This window comes from Streptomyces sp. TLI_053, assembly GCF_900105395.1.
Lineage (GTDB): Bacteria > Actinomycetota > Actinomycetes > Streptomycetales > Streptomycetaceae > Kitasatospora.
The window spans coordinates 1,441,733-1,458,880 of the sequence record NZ_LT629775.1; the positions used below are offsets into that span (position 1 = coordinate 1,441,733).

At 74.2% G+C, this 17,148-nt stretch carries 15 protein-coding genes; 3 read left to right on the forward strand and 12 right to left on the reverse strand.

Annotation, left to right across the window (positions count from 1 at the left end):
• Positions 1–585 precede the first annotated feature (585 nt).
• The 6 genes from BLU95_RS05495 to BLU95_RS05520 form a co-directional block, all read right to left on the reverse strand.
• Positions 586–1,992: a family 2B encapsulin nanocompartment shell protein gene (locus BLU95_RS05495; RefSeq protein WP_093858963.1), complete on the reverse strand. Its 1,407-nt coding sequence runs from the start codon at positions 1,990–1,992 to the stop codon at positions 586–588.
• Positions 1,993–2,475: 483 nt separating this feature from the next.
• Positions 2,476–3,435: a hypothetical protein gene (locus BLU95_RS05500; RefSeq protein ID WP_093858964.1), complete on the reverse strand. Its 960-nt coding sequence runs from the start codon at positions 3,433–3,435 to the stop codon at positions 2,476–2,478.
• 274 nt (positions 3,436–3,709) lie between these two features.
• Positions 3,710–4,531: a DUF1963 domain-containing protein gene (locus BLU95_RS05505; protein ID WP_093858965.1), complete on the reverse strand. Its 822-nt coding sequence runs from the start codon at positions 4,529–4,531 to the stop codon at positions 3,710–3,712.
• Positions 4,532–4,800: 269 nt separating this feature from the next.
• Entirely contained in the window at positions 4,801–5,313 is a 513-nt protein-coding gene (locus BLU95_RS05510) for a hypothetical protein (protein WP_093858966.1), read from the reverse strand.
• 163 nt (positions 5,314–5,476) lie between these two features.
• Positions 5,477–7,195 carry a MocR-like pyridoxine biosynthesis transcription factor PdxR gene (gene pdxR / locus BLU95_RS05515; protein ID WP_093858967.1) on the reverse strand — a complete coding sequence of 573 codons (1,719 nt, stop codon included), beginning with the start codon at positions 7,193–7,195 and terminating at the stop codon, positions 5,477–5,479.
• A 102-nt stretch (positions 7,196–7,297) separates the two neighbouring features.
• Positions 7,298–7,585, reverse strand: a complete 288-nt coding sequence (locus tag BLU95_RS05520) for a hypothetical protein (RefSeq protein ID WP_093858968.1) — start codon at positions 7,583–7,585, stop codon at positions 7,298–7,300.
• 320 nt (positions 7,586–7,905) lie between these two features.
• Between BLU95_RS05520 and BLU95_RS05525 the strand changes: the two genes are divergently transcribed.
• On the forward strand, positions 7,906–8,205 hold the full coding sequence (locus tag BLU95_RS05525; protein ID WP_093858969.1) for a chaplin: 300 nt from the start codon (positions 7,906–7,908) through the stop codon (positions 8,203–8,205).
• Between the two features lie 121 nt (positions 8,206–8,326).
• Here the strand turns inward: BLU95_RS05525 and BLU95_RS05530 are convergent, their stop codons facing one another.
• On the reverse strand, positions 8,327–8,740 hold the full coding sequence (locus BLU95_RS05530) for a universal stress protein (protein WP_231978678.1): 414 nt from the start codon (positions 8,738–8,740) through the stop codon (positions 8,327–8,329).
• Between the two features lie 559 nt (positions 8,741–9,299).
• Between BLU95_RS05530 and BLU95_RS05535 the strand changes: the two genes are divergently transcribed.
• A complete protein-coding gene (locus BLU95_RS05535; protein WP_063795035.1) occupies positions 9,300–9,698 on the forward strand; it encodes a transglycosylase family protein in 399 nt (132 codons plus the stop codon).
• A 131-nt stretch (positions 9,699–9,829) separates the two neighbouring features.
• Here the strand turns inward: BLU95_RS05535 and BLU95_RS05540 are convergent, their stop codons facing one another.
• Positions 9,830–10,927, reverse strand: coding sequence for a trypsin-like serine peptidase (locus BLU95_RS05540; RefSeq protein WP_231978321.1), 1,098 nt, complete (start codon positions 10,925–10,927; stop codon positions 9,830–9,832).
• Positions 10,928–11,122: 195 nt separating this feature from the next.
• Here BLU95_RS05540 and BLU95_RS05545 point away from each other — a divergent pair, with 195 nt between their 5' ends.
• Positions 11,123–11,932, forward strand: coding sequence for a DeoR/GlpR family DNA-binding transcription regulator (locus tag BLU95_RS05545; protein ID WP_093858971.1), 810 nt, complete (start codon positions 11,123–11,125; stop codon positions 11,930–11,932).
• A gap of 36 nt (positions 11,933–11,968) precedes the next feature.
• On the opposite strand, the gene BLU95_RS42145 is transcribed toward BLU95_RS05545, so the two are convergent.
• The 4 genes from BLU95_RS42145 to BLU95_RS05565 form a co-directional block, all read right to left on the reverse strand.
• Positions 11,969–12,940, reverse strand: coding sequence for a hypothetical protein (locus BLU95_RS42145; RefSeq protein ID WP_159424788.1), 972 nt, complete (start codon positions 12,938–12,940; stop codon positions 11,969–11,971).
• A gap of 177 nt (positions 12,941–13,117) precedes the next feature.
• On the reverse strand, positions 13,118–14,164 hold the full coding sequence (locus BLU95_RS05555) for an ABC transporter permease (protein ID WP_162497188.1): 1,047 nt from the start codon (positions 14,162–14,164) through the stop codon (positions 13,118–13,120).
• Positions 14,161–15,747, reverse strand: a complete 1,587-nt coding sequence (locus BLU95_RS05560) for a sugar ABC transporter ATP-binding protein (protein WP_093864664.1) — start codon at positions 15,745–15,747, stop codon at positions 14,161–14,163. The genes BLU95_RS05555 and BLU95_RS05560 overlap by 4 nt, the downstream gene beginning before the upstream one ends.
• A gap of 73 nt (positions 15,748–15,820) precedes the next feature.
• Complete coding sequence (locus BLU95_RS05565) at positions 15,821–16,864, reverse strand: substrate-binding domain-containing protein (protein ID WP_093858973.1); 1,044 nt, start codon at positions 16,862–16,864, stop codon at positions 15,821–15,823.
• Positions 16,865–17,148 lie beyond the last annotated feature (284 nt).

A 17,148-nucleotide genomic window follows, 5' to 3' on the forward strand; every position in this document is an offset into this window, starting at 1 on the left:
TGGTGCAGGATTCCGGAGAGGTCGACGTCCACCCCCACCTCCGCGTCCACGTCCACCTCGGTGTCCACGCCGTCCCGGCCCGCCCCGACCGACACACTCGTACCGCCGCAGACGCAGGTGTCGACGACCGGACCGTGCGGGTGCCCGCCCTGCCGGTCCGACGAGGAGCGGGCGGTGGCCGAACCGGTCAGCAGCGCGCAGAGCGCGACCACACCGGCGGCGGCTCCGACCAGTCGGACCCTCCGCGCCCGCGGCTCGCCGCCCTCGGCGGCGCCCGCTCCGGGTAAGCCGGCGCGGCTGCGGGGGGCGCCGTCCGCCGACGCCCGGCCCGCGGTCACGATGCCCCGTCCATCGGTATCCGCCGGGGCGGCTGGTGCTGCGGCATGGGCTCCATGCACCTCTCGTGTCGTCAGGAGGACCGGCCCACGCCGGAAGGGGGGCCGACACCGGACGGCCCGCCGCAGTGGGCGGGCCGTCCGGCATCAGGTGAAACGATCATGCGGAGAACCGGTTACGGCCGCTCCGGGGTGTGTGCCCGGGGTGGGCCCGGGTCATGCGACCCGGGCCCACCGCGCGGTGCGGGGCTCAGTGGCGGCCGTGCGCGATCTCGACGTTCTCCAGGACACCGACGGCGTCCGGCACCAGGATCGCAGCCGAGTAGTAGGCACTGACCAGGTAGGAGATGATCGCCTTCTCGTCGATGCCCATGAAGCGGACCGACAGGCCGGGCTGGTACTCGTCCGGGAGGCCGGTCTGGTGCAGGCCGATGACGCCCTGGTTGTCCTCGCCGGTCCGGATCACCAGGATGGAGCTGGTGTTCTCCTTGCTGATCGGGATCTTGTTGCAGGGCAGGATCGGCACACCGCGCCAGGCCGGCACCTGCTGTCCGCCGAGGTCGACGTGGTGCGGGTAGATCCCGCGGGCGTTCAGCTCGCGGCCGATCGCGGCGATCGCACGCGGGTGGGCGAGCAGGTAGTCCGGGTCCCGGCGGCGGCTGAGCAGCTCGTCCAGGTCGTCCGGGGTGGGCGGGCCGGAGTGGGTCTGGATCCGCTGGGCGAAGTCGGCGTTGTTGAGCAGGCCGAACTCCGGGTTGTTGACCAGCTCGTGCTCCTGGCGCTCGCGCAGCGCCTCGATGGTCAGCCGGAGCTGGTGCTCGATCTGGTTCATCGGCTGGTTGTAGAGGTCGGCGACCCGGGTGTGCACCTTGAGGATCGTCTGCGCGACGCTCAGCTCGTACTCGCGCGGCTTCAGCTCGTAGTCCACGAACGCGCCGGGCAGCTGGTACTCGCCGTGGTGGCCGGCGGACATCGCGATCTCGGCCTCGCCGCGCTCGTTCTGGCGCTGGAGCGGCAGGGCGAGGAAGGCGGTGAGGTGCTCCTGGAGCGCCGGCGAGTTGTCCCGGATCTGCTCGAAGTCGCGGCGGGGCAGCGACAGCACCGTGCCCGCCGTCACCGTCCTCGCGGTGAACTCCCAGACGGCGTCCTGGTCGAGCACGGACTGCTCGCCGAACCGGTCGCCGTCACCGAGTACGCCGACCACCGTCTCGTCACCGTACTTGCCGGTGCCGATCTGGTTGATCTTGCCGTGTGCGATCAGGTAGATCCGGTCCGCAGCCCCACCGCGTTCGGCGAGCACCTCGCCGGGACCGAAGTCGCGCTGCTCGCAGCGGTCGGCCAGCGCGGTCAGCACCTCGTCGTCCTCGAACCCGCGCAGCAGGGCCAGCTCACCCAGCTCCTGGGGGATGACCCGGACCTCGGAACCGGTCTTGATGAACTCGACCCGGCCGTCACCGACGGTGTAGGTCAGTCGGCGGTTGACCCGGTAGGCACCACCGGCGGCCTGCACCCAGGGCAGCACCTTGAGCAGCCAGCGGGAGGTGATCTCCTGCATCTGCGGCGCGGACTTGGTGGTGGTGGCGAGATTGCGGGCAGCAGCCGTCGTCAGGCTCGACTGCGCCACCTGCGGTGTCTCCGGGGCCGTCTCCACGGTCATCGGCAGGGTTCTCCATTTCGTGTGATCAGTCACGCCGACCCGTCGCGCGACCGGCGGCAGCCGGGGGCCAGGTATCGACGGATCATCAGATACGCGTATCGGTGCGGGTGTTGACTGTCTTCGCGATGCGGCGCGCCCGCTCGGGCGATCCATCGGAACCCTAGATCACCACCGCACGGCCCATCCCGTACGACAACCGAGTGCCCCCCGATTGGGTGAATCTCTCCGATCGGAAGGTTTGAATCCGTCGCCCTTGCGCCGGTGGGCCGACACGTTTCTGCGCATGCGAATCGTCCAGACGTAGGAACGATTCACCCCACCCGAACGGAGCAGCGCGAAGGCGCGCGCCCCAGCCGGTGGGGCGCGGGCGTGACAAACACACGTTCGATGCTCGAACACAGTGCGAATCCGGGTGCCGGTCGGCCCGGTGCGAGCGCCCCCGCGCGCCCCGCGTTTCCACCCACCGGCCGGACGCGCACGGACTCACCCGCCGGCCCCGTGCTCCGAGCGGGCCGCCCGCCGGGCCGCCCGCAGACTGCGCCGGTGCACGGTCCACCACAGCGCGCCCACCGTGACGGACAGGACGATCAGGACCGGGGCCAGCACCGGCCAGCGGCTGTCGGCGAGCCGGACGTCGGCCAGCAGCAGCCCGGCCACCGCCGCGACCGGGACGAGCAGCGCGGCCAGGGCCCGGCCCGTCGCGGCCACCACCCCGGGATCCGCGCGGGCCCGGTGCAGCCCGGGCCACCCGGTCGGGTCGCCGCCGAAGTAGTGGGCGACCCCGCGGACCGCCAGCCGGTCGGTGGCCCAGGTGTAGGACAGCGCCATGTACGGGAGCCAGACCAGCGGGGCCACGGTACCCATCAGAAGGACCAGCGCCAGCAGGGACCACTCCCCCGCCGACCGCCAGCGGGACGGCGGCGGGACGGTGTCCTCACTGGTGATGCCGAGCAGCCGGGCCATCCTCCGGACCAGCTCCCAGAACCCCCGGAGGCGGCCGGGCGGACGGGAGGCGGCAACGGGCTCCGGACCCGCCGCGAGCGCGCGCTCGGCGGCGGCGAGGTCGGGGTGGGCGCCCTGGAGGACGAGCAGTTCGGGGGCCCGGGCCCGGTCGGCCGGATCCTTCCCGGCGAGGGCGGCCAGCTCCAGCAGCAGCTGCGCCTGGGCGAGCAGGGCGGTGCAGAAGGCGAACGGGACGAGCCAGAGGAACGGCCCGCCGACGAAGGCGCCCTCGCTCTGGCTGACCAGCCGGGCGTGGTCGACGGCCCGCGCCGCCAGGTCACCGGTACTGGCCTCCGGGTGGGCGGCGCGGAGTGCCGCGACCCGGCGCGCGGCCCGGGGGCCCCGGTGCCGGACGGCGAAGACGGCGAGGAGTTCCGGCAGCCGGGCGGGGTGGGCCCGCATCGAGCGCACCAGTTCGGCGACGGGGGCGCTCTCCTTCACCGCTCCGGGGCCGGCGGGCCGCGGGGCGGCCGGGGCGTCGGGCGGTTCTGCGGGCCCCGGGCGCCCGGGGTGTTCCGGTCGTTCGGGGTCCGGGTGCTCGGGGTTCGCGTCTGTCCTCGGGGCCACGTTCGTCCCACCGCTCCGCCGCACGCTCCGGCCATGCCCGGACCGGCGTCCGACCGCTCACGTCCGACCGCTGACGTCCGACCGCTCACCCGGGCCTCCCTCCACCCTAGGCTCCGCCCTCCGGCTCCCGCCTGCCGGGCGGCCGCGGTCAGGCGACCTCGAAGCCGTGCCGGACCCGGTCGAGGCGGCCGACGGCGAAGTCCTCCTCGGAGATCCAGAAGGAGACGTTCACGCACTCGCCCCAGTCGACGGCCAGCGCACCGCTCCCGATCTGGAGCAGCGGGCGGTGCCCCTCGGGCCGGCCGGTGTCCGTGTCGCACCAGCCCAGCAACCGGACCTCGGGCCGCGGCATCCGCTCGGCGAGGTCCTGGGCGAGGTCGAAGGCGACCAGGAAGTCGTCCGGGAACAGCCGCTCCAGCTCCTGGTCCTGGTAGGACGGCGCGGAGAGCGCCCGGGCGGCCCGGACCGGAACGGCGGGGACGACGGGCGTGCCCCGCTCGACCACCGGGGCCGGCCGGGGCGGCGCACCGGCGGGGACGTGCAGCACCCGGCACCCCCGGCCGGTGAAGTCGGAGAGCCATTCGTCGTGGAAGAAGAGCAGCAGCCCTTCGGCGGGCAGCGGCCAGCCCTCGGCGCCCGGCCCGGTGGAGCGGAAGGCCGTGGCGAGGGCGGCGCAGTCGAGCTGCGCGAGCAGCTGCATCGGGCGGCCGGCGGCCTCGGGCCAGGCCGTACCCACCGGGAGCTCGGGCAGACCGCCGAGCCGCCCGACCGGCACCGCGTCCAGCGTCTCGCCCCGCGTTTCGTCCGGCAGCTCCTCCAGCACGAGGGAGAAGCGGAACAGCCGCTCGACCAGGGGCGCCGACCGCTCGCCGACCCGGGCCCGGATCAGCTCCGCGACGTCGCCCGGGATCGGCGGCGCGCCCTCGGCGGGCGCAGCCTCGGCGGTGTCGGTGGTCACGAGTTCGGCCATGCGCCAAGCCTGCCACGAGGGTCCGACAACACCGGGTCGGCCGGCCCGGCGAACGGCGGGCGGCGGGCGGCGGGCGGCGAACGGCGGGCGGCAGGCGGCAGGCGGCGGGCGGCAGGCGGCGGGCGGCAGGAACCGCGAAGGCCCCGTCAGATGCCGGTACGGGGGGATGACCGGCACCTGACGGGGAGCGGGCCGACGGCCTGTCGGCCCGGCTGGGGGAGCGGTTCTGCGGAGGCGGTTCGGACGGGGGCGGTTCAGGCGGGGGCGGTTCAGGCGGGGCAGACGACCTCGTTGCCGGGGACCTGGAAGATGCCGGAGTCACTGGCCGCACCGGCCGCGTACTCGTAGTAGAGGTACGTGTAGAAGTCGATCCGGGCGCCGTTGCCGCAGACCGAGTCGGTGCCGACGGTGTAGGTCAGGGTGACGGTGGTGGTCGCGCCCGCGGCGACCGGGACGGAGTGGTGGACCAGGCCGCTGGTGGCACCGGTGTCACAGGCGGTGACGTTGCCGCCGCAGGAGGAGAAGGCGTACTTCAGACCGGTGTTGAGGGTGGTGCCGTAGGTCGGCTGGACGGACTCGTAGACGAAGTAGGCGGCGGTGTCGTGCGGGTTCGTCAGGGTCAGCGTCAGGGTGACGTCCGAGCCGGGGGTGGCCGTCGTCTTGTCGACGGAGACCGAGAGCAACGGGGTGTCCGCGTGGGCGGGGGTGGCCGACAGCAGCAGGCCGAGGAGGAGGGCGAGGATCGCGGGCAGGCCGAAACGGCTCAGAAATGAAGTGCGCATGACCAATGAGCGTAGGCGGCCGTCCCCGCTCCGGGGCCCGCCTCCGGGCCGGTCCGTACTGGCATATGACAGCGGAGCGGACGCCACGGGCCATTGCCTCCCGGTTCCGCCCCGGTTGCACCCTCCGTCCGGCGGCCGGGCGCCTACCCTCCGCGCCCGCCCCTCAGAGCGGCGGCGGCAGGATGGCGCAGAGCGCCTCCAGCGCCGCCGGGTAGGCGTGGTCCGGCGGGGTCGCGTAGCCCACGACCAGACCGTCCGTCGCCGGCATCGCCTCCGCCGCGAGCAGCGGGTGCCGGTAGTCGGCCAGGCCGTCCAGCACCAGCCCCCGGTAGGCGGCGGCCTTGAGCACCGAGCGCTCCGTCCCGGGCGCGAGCCGGAGCACCGCGTGCAGCCCGGCCGCGATCCCGGTGACCTCGATGTGCGGGGCGTGCTCGGCCAGTGCGCCGACCAGCCGGTCCCGGCGGTCGCGGTAGCGGCGGCGCATCCGCCGCACGTGCCGGTCGTAGCCGCCGGACTCGACGAACTCGGCGAGGGTCAGCTGGTCCAGGGCGCTGGCCCAGGCCTCCCGCTCGCCCTTCGCCGCCAGCACCCGGTCCACCAGGTGGTCCGGCAGCACCATCCAGCCGAGCCGCAGCGCGGGACTGAGGCTCTTGCTGGCCGTCCCCAGATAGACCACCCGCTCCGGGTCCAGTCCCTGCAGAGCGCCGACCGGCTGCCGGTCGTAGCGGAACTCCCCGTCGTAGTCGTCCTCCAGGACCAGCCCGCCGCGGCCGCGGGCCCAGTCGACCACCGCCGCGCGGCGGCCGGGGTGCAGCGGTCCGCCGGTCGGGAACTGGTGGGCGGGCGTCAGCAGCACCGTACGGATCTCCGGATCCTCCGCCAGCCCGCCCACCCGGGCACCGTGCTCGTCGAGCGGGAGCGGGCGGGTGGTGGCACCGGCGGCGGCCAGCAGCCCGCGGTGGAACGCCAGTCCGTAGCCCTCGACGGCGAGCGCCCCGGCCGTCCGGGCCGGGAGGACCGCGCGCGGGCCGTCGAACAGCAGCCGCAGCGCGTGTGCGAAGCCCGAGCAGACCACGATCCGCTCCGGGTCGGTGCGGACGCCGCGGGCCCGGGCGAGGTAGTCGGCGAGGGCTTCGCGCAGCTCCCGCCGGCCCTGCGGATCACCGGGCCCGAACGCCTCGTTGGGCGCGGCGGTGAGCGCCCGGCGCCCGGCGGCGAGCCAGGCGGTGCGCGGGAAGGCGGCGGCGTCGGGCTGGCCCTGCCGCAGGTCGTGGGCGGGGCGCGGCGGGCGGGAGGAACGGCGGGCCCGGACCGGGGGGACGGGTTCGGCCCGTTCGGCGACGGTGGTGCCGGAGCCCTGACGCGCGGTGAGCCAGCCCTCGGCGACCAGTTCGGCGTAGGCGTCGGCGGCGGTGTTGCGGGCGATGCCGAGGTCCGCGGCGAGCGCGCGGTAGGGCGGCAGCCGGGTGCCCGGGGCGAGCCGGCCGCTGCGGATCGCCTCGCGCAGGGCGGCCATCAGGGCGGACCGGCGGCTGCCGGTGGCGGGCAGGTCCAGGTGCAGGTCGGCCCCGGCCGGGCCCGCGGACGCCGCGTCCGCCGCGTCCGCCGCGTCCGCTCCGGCGACGGCGCGACCGGCGGCCGAAGGGGTCGAACGGGCCGGAGGCGTCGAGGAGGCCGAGGAGGCCGCGGGGGCCGTGCCCTCGGCGGGGCGGGCGGTGGTCGGCCGAGTGCCGGGCGGGCGGGTGGCGGCGGTGGCGTTCCCGTCGTCCGGCCGGGTGGTGCCCGGCCGGTGGCCCCGCCGGGCGGCCGGGCGCGGTGCCTCGGCCGCTCCGGCGGGACTGCGGCGGGGTGTCCGGGGCGGATCGACCGAGGTGTCCGTCATGGTCCCGCAGCCTAGCGCCGGGCCCCGGCGGCCCCGGGGGCGGGCCTGCCGCCCGGGGGCCGCCGGACCGTCCGGCGCGGTTCGGCGCCGGGCGGCGCCGGGTCAGTCGATCCGGATCGAGCTGACGATGAACGAGCGCACGTCGTTGCGGGTGCGCTCGGCGAGCGCCGAATCGGTGGAGAAGGCGCTGACGGTCAGCCAGATGTTCCCGGACTGCGGGACGCAGACGACGATCGCGATCACGTCCGCGTTGCCCCCGATCACCTGGTAGTCGCCGTCGCCCGCGAGGTCCCAGACCTGGAAGCCCTGGCGCAGCAGCGCGGTCTGGGCCAGGCCGAGGCAGTCGCCGAGGGTGTCGTTCTTGGTGAAGGTGCCCCAGTGTGCGTACATACGGGTCTCCCGTTCGTGCCGTGGTGGCGGCCGCCGCCGGAGTGGTCCGACCCCGGTGGCGGCCGTACCTCGAGCGTCGGGGAGCGGCTGTCCCGGGCGCACGGGGCCGGGGTCCCGTTCCGGCCCGGTCCTCCGGCCGGGACGGACCCGACGGGCGCCCGCTCGGGGTCCGTCCGCACCACAGCGGCGGCCGGACCGCCCCTCCGGTGCGCCGGGCGGGCGGCGGGACTCCTGCATCGGTGTGCGGTTCCGCCTGCGATCGGGTGACCTTATGGTCGGATTATGTCGTTACAGGCGTGTCGACTGGCTATTCCTTCGCCATGACCAACACCAGGAAGTACCTGCTCGCCGCCGGCCTCAGTGCCGCGCTGGCGGTCCTCTCCGCCGGTCCCGCCCTCGCGCTCGACTGCGACACCCCCGTGCACCACACCCCGGCCCCGCCGGTCCACAACGGCCTCCCGGGCGGTCTCCCGGGCGGCGGCACCGTCTGCATCAACGAGGGCGGCGCCTACGCCAACGGCATCGTGGCCAACTCCCCGGGTGTGCTGTCCGGCAACCAGATCCAGATCCCGATCAACATCCAGACCAACATCTGCGGCAACGGCCTCTCCATTCTCTGACCGCCGCCTGGCGCGCGCCCGAGGTTCGCCCGGCGCCCCGCACCGACCGCACGAGGGCTGCGGCCCCGGCACCCGCCGGGACCGCAGCCCTCGCTCCTCCTCCCCGCTCCCCGTGCGGCGGCTACGGCACCACGGTGACCGGCCAGCGGCCCGCCTTGACCAGCCGGACCGCGACCGAGCCGATCACCCGGTGCCCGGCCTGCTCGGAGGCGCCGACCACCACCGCGTCCGCCCGCAGCTCGTCGGCCAGCCGGGCCAGACCCGTATAGGGGTCACCGCGCACGGTCAGGAAGCGCCACTCCACCCGCCAGACGTCGCGCAGCCGGTCCTCGGCCTCGCGGACGGCGGCGAGCAGTTCCTCGGCGATCTCCTGGGTGGTCTCCTCCACGGCGGCGCCCGCGAGCGCGGTGGCCGCGCCCAGCACCGGCTGGATGTACGCGATCGCCAGGGTGGCGTTCTGCCGCCGGGCCAGGCCCGCCGCGTAGGCGGTCGCCCGCCAGGAGGAGTCCGAGCCGTCGAGGCCCGCCACGATCATCTTGGGCCCGTCGGTGCCCAGCTCGAATCCGGACGGCGCCACGGCCGCGCCCGGCTCCTCGGCCCCGTCGGCGGCCGCCGCCCCCTGCTCCGCATCACTCTCGTTGCTCATGGCCCGAGGCTATGCCGGACACGGCGGGTGACGGCGTCGGGCACGGCGGGTGAGGGCTGTGGTCCGGACCACCCGGCAGCGCCTCCGGGGCCCGCCCGGGAGCCCGGTTTCCGCACCCGCCGGAACCGGGCCGCCACTCCTCGTCGACCGTGTGCCCGGCCTCACAGGCCCGCCGACGTGGCCCAGGCCACTTCCGGCCGGTATTCGATCTTGAAAATCGGGGCATTTGCCTTCAAATCAACCCATTCTCATGATCCATACCCACGGTAACCCCCCACTGACGTGCCTAAACCTCCGAATCCTTGAAACACCACCCCCACCCCCGTAACTTCGAATGCGTCGCACCGAACGAGCACACCGCTCACCGGGAACACCGTGCGAGCCCCCCGCAACCACAAGCCCCCAGGGCCTGGTTCCGCACGCCCGCACCCCCTCCGAAAGGAACCGCATGACCTTCCGTAACGAGACCACCGCCACCACCGCCGTCACCGCCACCCCGAAGCGCCGCAACCGCGTCCGGACGGCACTGATGGCCGGGGCGGTCCTCGCCCTGCCGGTGGCCGGACTCGTCACGGCCAACAGCGCCTCCGCCGCCCCCGCCGGCGTCTGGGACAAGGTCGCCGCCTGCGAGGCCACCGGCAACTGGGCCATCAACTCCGGCAACGGCTTCTACGGCGGCCTGCAGTTCACCAGCTCCACCTGGGCCGCCTTCGGCGGCACCGCCTACGCCCCCCAGGCCCACCAGGCCACCAAGGCCCAGCAGATCACCATCGGCGAGAAGGTCCTCGCCGCCCAGGGCCCCGGCGCCTGGCCCGTCTGCTCCGTCAAGGCCGGCCTCACCAAGTAACACCCCCGCCCCCACCACCACCGGGGGCCGCACCACGACACACGCCGCTGACACCCGACCACCCCCACCACAGGGAACGGTCCGGTATCAGCGGCGCCGTGCGTTCCCCGACCGGCAGTACCCGGGCAGCCTCAGACCGCCCGACCGCTCCCCCAGTCGTACAGACGCCGCGCACCGTCACCGAGGCGGGTGGCGTAGAGCGTGCCGGCGCTGCCGCCCGCGAGTTCCTCGGTCGTGGTGGTGACGCCCACGACCGTGCCGACACCGGTCCGGGGGTCGAAGCCCGTGAGGTGGGGGCCTCCGCTCGCCCCGTGCGACATGTCGCAGGACTCGCCCCACAGCAGCGGCGCCGCCGGACCGGAACGGGCGGGTCCGGCGCAGTGGATCATGCGCGAGCCGGCGTACTCGGCCGCCGGGTCGTTGAGCCGGTCCTTCGGGTAGCCGAAGGTGTCGACGAACTCGCCCTCCACGGGCCGGGTGAACGCGATCCGCTGGCTTCCCGCGACCTCGGCGACCCGCCGCCCGTCGGCCGAACGGTTCAGCACCAGCATCCCGGTGTCGTGGCCCGCCACCGCGACGGCGTTCGAGGTCGTGCCGCCCGGGTCGGCGTCCCAGTGCGAGGAGGTGGCCATGCTCCGGACGCTGAATCCGCCGAGCGGCTTCGTGCCGTTGCGGTAGCCGGGGACGAAGTACAGGTTGTGGCGCCAGGTGTCGTCGGCGCCGGGTGAGCCGACGCCCCGCAGACAGTGCGCGGCGGTGACGGCGGTGCTGCGGTTCGCGGCGGTGACGACGGTGGCGGTGCAGCTGCCGTCGTAGCCGTCGGAGAAGGTGAAGAACAGCCGCCCCACGCTGCGGCTCACCGCCCCGCCGTGGGTCCAGACGGCCCCCGGGTCCGGGGTGCCGGCGGGCAGCGGCCGGGGGTCGTCCGGCGTGCGGTCGTCCTCGGGCACGGGCGTGATCTCGGGAACGAGTGCGCCCGCGAGTCGCATCCGGTCGGGGGTCCAGTAGGCGTCGGTCCGGTCGCGCTCCTCGGTGGTCGTGGCGCCGGCGTGCACCGTGACGGACTCGCGTTCCGCGGCGGCCGCGGCGGTCGGCAGCAGCACGGCCGCGGTCGCGGTCAGCAGCAGCACCCCCAGGGCGGCGCGCCCGCGAGGCAGGGTCCGGTCGGTGCCGGTGGTTCCGGCGGTGGTTCCGGGCGTCTCGGCAGTGGTACCAGGTGTCTTGGACATGGGCGGGACGCTAGCCGCGCCTCATCAGGCTTCTGTGTGGACGGCGTCGCGGGCGTCCGTCGATCGGGTCAGGATCCGGTAAAGGCGTCGCGGTCGTGTATCGGCGAACACCTCGGCGGTCGGGCGTATGCGGCCAGCCAGTATCCTTTACGGACTGTCGGGCCTGATGGCACACCAGCACGAGGGAGCGCATCCGTGGCGGACACCGGGCTGCTCGCCCACCAGCGGCAAGCGCTGATCGCCGAGACGGTGCGCCGCAGCGGGGCCGTGCGCGTGGCGGAGCTGGTCGACCAGTTGGGCGTCTCGGACATGACCGTGCGGCGCGACCTCGACGCCCTGGAGCGTTCGGGCGTGGTCAAGAAGGTGCACGGCGGCGCCGTCTCCGCCTCGGACACCGCCATCGACGAACCGGGCTTCGAGGCCAAGTCCGGCCTGGAGTCGGCCGCGAAGGCCGCGGTGGCCGAGGCCGCCGCCACCCTGGTCGAGCCGGGCAGCGTGATCGCCGTCGCCGCGGGCACCACCGCCTACGCGGTCGCGGCCCGGCTGCTGCACATCCCGCGCCTCACCGTGGTCACCAACTCGCTGCCGGTCGCGGAACTGGTCCGCTCGGCCGGCGACGAGCACGGGACCGGCGCGCCCGCCCTGCTGCTGACCGGCGGCTCGCCCACACCCTCGGCCGCGCTGGTCGGGCCGCTCGCCGACCAGGCCGTGCGCTCGCTCCACGTCGACCTGCTGATCCTGGGCGCCCACGGGGTCTCCGAGAAGGCCGGTCTGACCACGCCCAACCTCGCGGAGGCGCAGACCAACCGGGCGCTGGTCGCCTCGGCGCGGCGGGTCGCGGTCGTCGCCGACCACACCAAATGGGGCGTGGTCGCGCTCAGCGGCTTCGCCACGCTCGACGAGATCGACGTGTTCGTCACCGATTCGGGACTGAACACCCAGGCCCGGGCCGCCCTGACGGAGTCCGTCGGGGAGCTCGTCGTCGCCCCGGTCGCCGGGGCCTGACCCGGTGGCGCCGGTCCGTGCCCCCGGGCGGCCGGGTCAGTAGCCGCCGAACCCACCGTAGGAGTGGCCGCCGGTGAAACCGCCGGTCCCGCCCATGCCGGTACCGCCGTAGCTCGGCCCGCGGCTCCGGGAACGGCGGCGTGCCTCCGGTGACAGGAAGTACGGGCGGGGACCGTCCGGCCCGTCCGACCAGCTCCGCCCGGCGAGGTCCTGCCACCACTCCAGGAAGGTCCCGGACAACGTCCGCGCCCGGCACTCCTCCTCGGTCGCGACCCTCGCGCGCTCGTCCCACCCGACCTCGACCGGGCTCTCGGCCGACCGGTTCAGGGCGTTCAGCGCATCCGCCAACTCCCTTGCGGTCAGCGGCTCCGCGCCGCCGTCCTCGGCCTCCGGCCATCCGTCGGGCCGGGGCAGGTCGACCCGCCGGACCCGCACCGGCTCCCCCGCCCGGCCCTCCCGGTACTCCCACACCCGGCGGCCGGCCAGTTCGTCCAGGACCGCCCGGCGGTGCCGCTCGGCCCGGTGCGCGGCCACCCGGGCCTCCTCGCGGACCACGCGCTCCGCCTCCACCCGCAGGGCGATCTCCTCCCGCACCGGCCGGTACTCCTCGACGGCCCGCCCCACCTCCGACGCCAGCAGCCGCTGGGCACGGCCCGACCGTTCGGCGACCCGCCGCTCGCGCCCCGGCCAGCGGCGCGGCGCGGTGATGCCGTAGCGGCTCTGCCGGCCGTTGACGAGGTCGATCTCGATCATGGTGCCGCCGTGCGCCCAGTAGAAGTCCTCGAGGGCCTGCGACAACCGGCCCAGACAGGCCACGGCCGCCAGCTCCCAGCGCTCGTGCTCGGCCGGTGTGCAGGACAGCGGCTCGCCCCGGCCGTCCAGGATCCGGTAGACCTCCACCCGCTCCGGCAGCACCACCGAGGGGTCCGGGCGGAATCTCGCCCCGGCGATGCCGGCCGCGTCGAGCCGCACGTCCTCGAGCGACACCCCGGTCCATTTCGTGGTCACTGCTGCGCCCTCCCGTCCTGCCGACGGACGGTGACCCACCGGAGGCCGCCGAACGGTCCGCACCCGGGCGGTCACCCACCACGAGGGGTCACCTGCCCGCGGGCGCCGCCCTGTACACGCCCCGCCGGTACCCGACGGGGAACGGCGGGCGGGGCAGAAGGAAACGGCGGAGGACGGCTACCCGGGCAGGCCGACCGCCCGTTCGCCGGAGCGGGACTGCTGGATGACCACCGCGACCACCAGCAGCGAGCCCTGGGCGACGTTCTGCCAGAAGGAGTTGATGCCCTCGACGGTGAGGCCGTTCTCCAGCGCGCCCAGCAGGGCGACCGCCAGCAGGGTGCCGCCGATGCCGCCCTTGCCGCCCTTGAGCGCGCAGCCGCCGAGGGCCGCGGCCGTGATCGCCTTGAGTTCCAGGCCCTCACTTCCGGAGACCGGCTGCCCGGAGCCGGTGCGGGCGGTCAGCAGGATCCCGGCGAGTGCGGCGACCGCGCCGATCAGGGCGTACACGGCCACCAGGTACTTGTTGATCGGGATTCCGGCCAGCCGGGCGGCGGTGTTGTTGCCGCCGATCGCGTAGAGGTTGCGGCCGAGGTCGGTGTACTGCAGCAGGACGTGCACCGCGAGCGCGACCAGGATCAGGATCCACACCATCACCGGCAGGCCGGCGATCTTCCCCCGGCCGAGGAAGACGAACACCGGGTCACCCAGGACGTAGCCCTGCGCCCGTCCGTCGGAGACGAGTTGGGCGACGCCCTTGTAGGCGGCGAGGCCGGCCAGGGTGGCGATGGTCGCGTTGACCCGGCCGTAGACGATTACCAGGCCGTTGACGACGCCGACCAGGACACCGACGGCCACCGCGGCCGCCGTCCCGGCGACGGCGTTCGACCCGGCCGAGGTGTAGGCCATCGCGCTGACCACCGAGGCCAGGCCGGCCTGCGAGCCGACCGAGATGTCCAGGCCGCCGCAGATGATCACCACGGTCTGGACCACGGCGAGCAGGCCGGTGATGGTCGCGGCCTCGGCGATCACCTGGACGTTGGTCCAGCTGAGGTAGTTCTCGTTGAGCGAGCCGAAGACGGTGAGGACCAGGGCGAGGGCGCCGAGCAGGCTGAGGTTCTGGCCGCCGAGGGCGGCCAGGACGGCGAGCGGGCGGCCGTTCCCGCGCGCGGGCCGGCCGGGCGGTGCGGGCCGGTCGACGGCGGGCGGGGTGGTGGCGCTGGTCACGAGGCTGCTCCCGGGGTCTTCGTACGGGTGATGTCGTCGGCCATCGCGAGTCGCAGGACGGCCTCCTCGGTGGCGTCGGCGCGATCCAGCTCGCCGGTGACCCGCCCGCCCTGCATGACCACGATCCGGTCGGCCAGGCCGAGGACCTCGGGCAGGTCGGAGGAGATGACCAGCAGCGCGACCCCCTGCTCGGCCAGGTCCGCGACGATCCGGTAGATCTCCGCCTTGGCACCGATGTCGATGCCGCGGGTGGGTTCGTCGAGGATCAGCAGCTTGGGGCGTCGGGCCAGCCAGCGGGCCAGGACGACCTTCTGCTGGTTGCCGCCGGACAGCTTGCGCACCTCGTGCTCGATCGACGGGGTCCGCACCCGCAGCCGGCCCGTGTACTCGGCGGCCAGCTCGCGTTCGGCGGCGCGCCTGACGAAGCGCCGGCGGCGCAGCCGGTCCAGCACCGCGATCGAGGTGTTGTCGCGGACCGACCGGTGCAGGAACAGCGCCTGGGCCTTGCGTTCCTCGGGGGCGAGGCCGAGGCCGGCGCGGATCACCCGGCCGGGGTGGCCGAACGGCAGCGGCCTGCCGTCGAGGGTGACGCTGCCGGAGCGGACCGGAAGGTCCCCGGCGAGTGCGAGGGCGAGTTCCGAACGGCCGGCACCGATGAGGCCGGCCAGGCCGACGACCTCGCCGGCCCGGACGGTCAGGTCGATGTCGCGGACGTGGTCGGTGGTCAGGCCCCGGGTCTCCAGGACGACCCGGTCGGTGGCGACGTCGGCACGGGTGAACATCGCGGACAGGTCGCGGCCGACCATCTGCCGGACGAGTTCGGCCTCGCCGGTGTCGCGGGCGTCCTGGACGCCGACCAGCTCGCCGTCCCGCAGGACGGCGATCCGGTCGGCGAGCCGGAAGATCTCCTGCATCCGGTGCGAGACGTAGACGATCGCGATGCCCTGCGCGCGGAGCCGCCCGATCAGCGCGAACAGGGCGTCCACCTCCTGCTCGGACAGCGAGGAGGTGGGCTCGTCGAAGGCGATCAGCTTGGCCTCGCCGGTGAGCGCGCGCAGGATCTCGACCAACTGCCGCTGGGCGGGGGTGAGTCGGGAGCCGAGCAGGTCGGGGTCGAGCACCCCGGCGAAGCCGAGCCGCTCCAGGTCGGCGGTGATCCGGCGGCGCAGCTCGGCCCGGTCGAGCCGGCGGCCCCGGCCGGTGGGGAGGGCGCCGGCGTAGACGTTCTCGGCGACCGAGACGTGCGGGACGATCTCGGGTTCCTGCGGGACGATCCGGATGCCGAGCGCGCGGGCCTGGGCCGGGGAGCGCAGGTCGACGGGGCGGCCGTCGAGCAGGACGCGGCCCTCGGTGGGCTGGTGGTCGCCGGTGAGGATCTTCAGCAGGGTGGACTTGCCGGCGCCGTTCTCGCCCATCAGCGCGGTGACCGCGCCGCGGGGGAAGTCGAGGGTGACTCCGCCGAGGGCCCGGACGGCGCCGAAGGTCTTGGTGACGGCCGCGACGCCGGTGACTCCGGCCGCTTCCGCGGCGGCCGGAGCGGCGGGGCCCGGTACCGGGGACCCGGATACCGAGGAGCCGGACAGCGAGGCCCCGGACAGCGGGGTGCCGGTTGCCGAGGTCCCCGGTACCGAGGGCTCCCGCCGGGAGGAGGTCGGGTCACCCACAGGTGACGCCCGCGCTCTGCCAGCCGGCCGCGTCGACCATGGTGGTGGGGGCGAACTGCTCGGCCGGCAGGTCCTTGCCGTTCCTGAGCTTGTCGACCATGCTCTGGACCGCGAGCGCGCCGACCTCCTTGCCGTTGATGAACAGCGCGGCCTTCATCCCGGTCGGCTTGCCGCCGCTCCAGTCCTTGCAGGCGAGGTAGGCGCCGAGGCCGATGCCGATCACGTTGTCGGCGCCGATACCGGCGTTCTGGAGCGCGGTGACGCCGCCGTGCACGTTCTCGTCGTTGCAGCCCCACACCACCCAGTGCTTGACGCCGGCGTTGGCGGTGATGATCGCGGCGACCTTGTCCTGCGCGCCGGTGGGGGTGTTGTCGGTGGCGACGTCGATGTTCTGGACGCCGGGGACGACCGCGTCGAAGGCCTGCTTCGCGCCCTTGACCCGGTCCCCGCAGACGGTGACGTCCTGCTTCCAGGCGGAGACGATCCGGGTGTCGGCGGCCGTCCAGCCGGCCTTGGTGTACTCCTCGGCGGCGCGCTTGCCGACCTCGGCGCCCATCTGCGCCCCGCTGAAGCCGACCCGCGGCACCAGATCGGCCTTGGCGCAGGCGGCGGGGTCCGGACCGGTGGCGCAGACCTGGTCGTCGGAGGTGAGCAGGGCGATCTTCGCGTCCCTGGCGGTCTGCACGACCTGCGGCCCGACGGCCGGGTCCGGGACCACGACGATGATGCCGTTGGTCTTCTGGGCGATGGCGGACTGGACCTCGCTGACCGTCTTGTTGGCGTCGTTGCCGAGGTTCACCACCTTGAGGTCGACGCCGAGTTCGGCGGCCTTCGCCTTCGCCCCGGCGGCCTCGCCGATGAAGTACTCCTGGTCCCCCTGCTTCTGCAGGTAGGTGATCGAGATCTTCCCGCTGACCGGAGCCACCGAGGCGTTGGCGCCGGTGGTCTCCTGACCGTCGGAACAGGCCGTGACCAGGCCGAGGGACAACAGGAGGGAACCTGCCGCGGCGACGCGGCGGTTGGTGCTTCGGATCATGGAGGGGACCGCTCCTCATCAGCAGAATCAAACAGATTCAAACGCGATGTGAAATATCACACCCCGCTCTGACGAGCCGTCAAGTAGCGTTCGCCGCCGAGATCAAGTCGTGACACGCCATATGGGACAAGTAATGACAACGGCCTCCGGGGTTCGCACGCCCTCTTGAGCGGCGGGTTCTGTCGTGTCTATGCTGCGTTGCTTTCTGTTCGAAAAAGAGACAGAAAGCATCACGGCGACTCCCCTGCCGCACCTCAGTGCCACCTCCGCGCACTCCCCGCCCA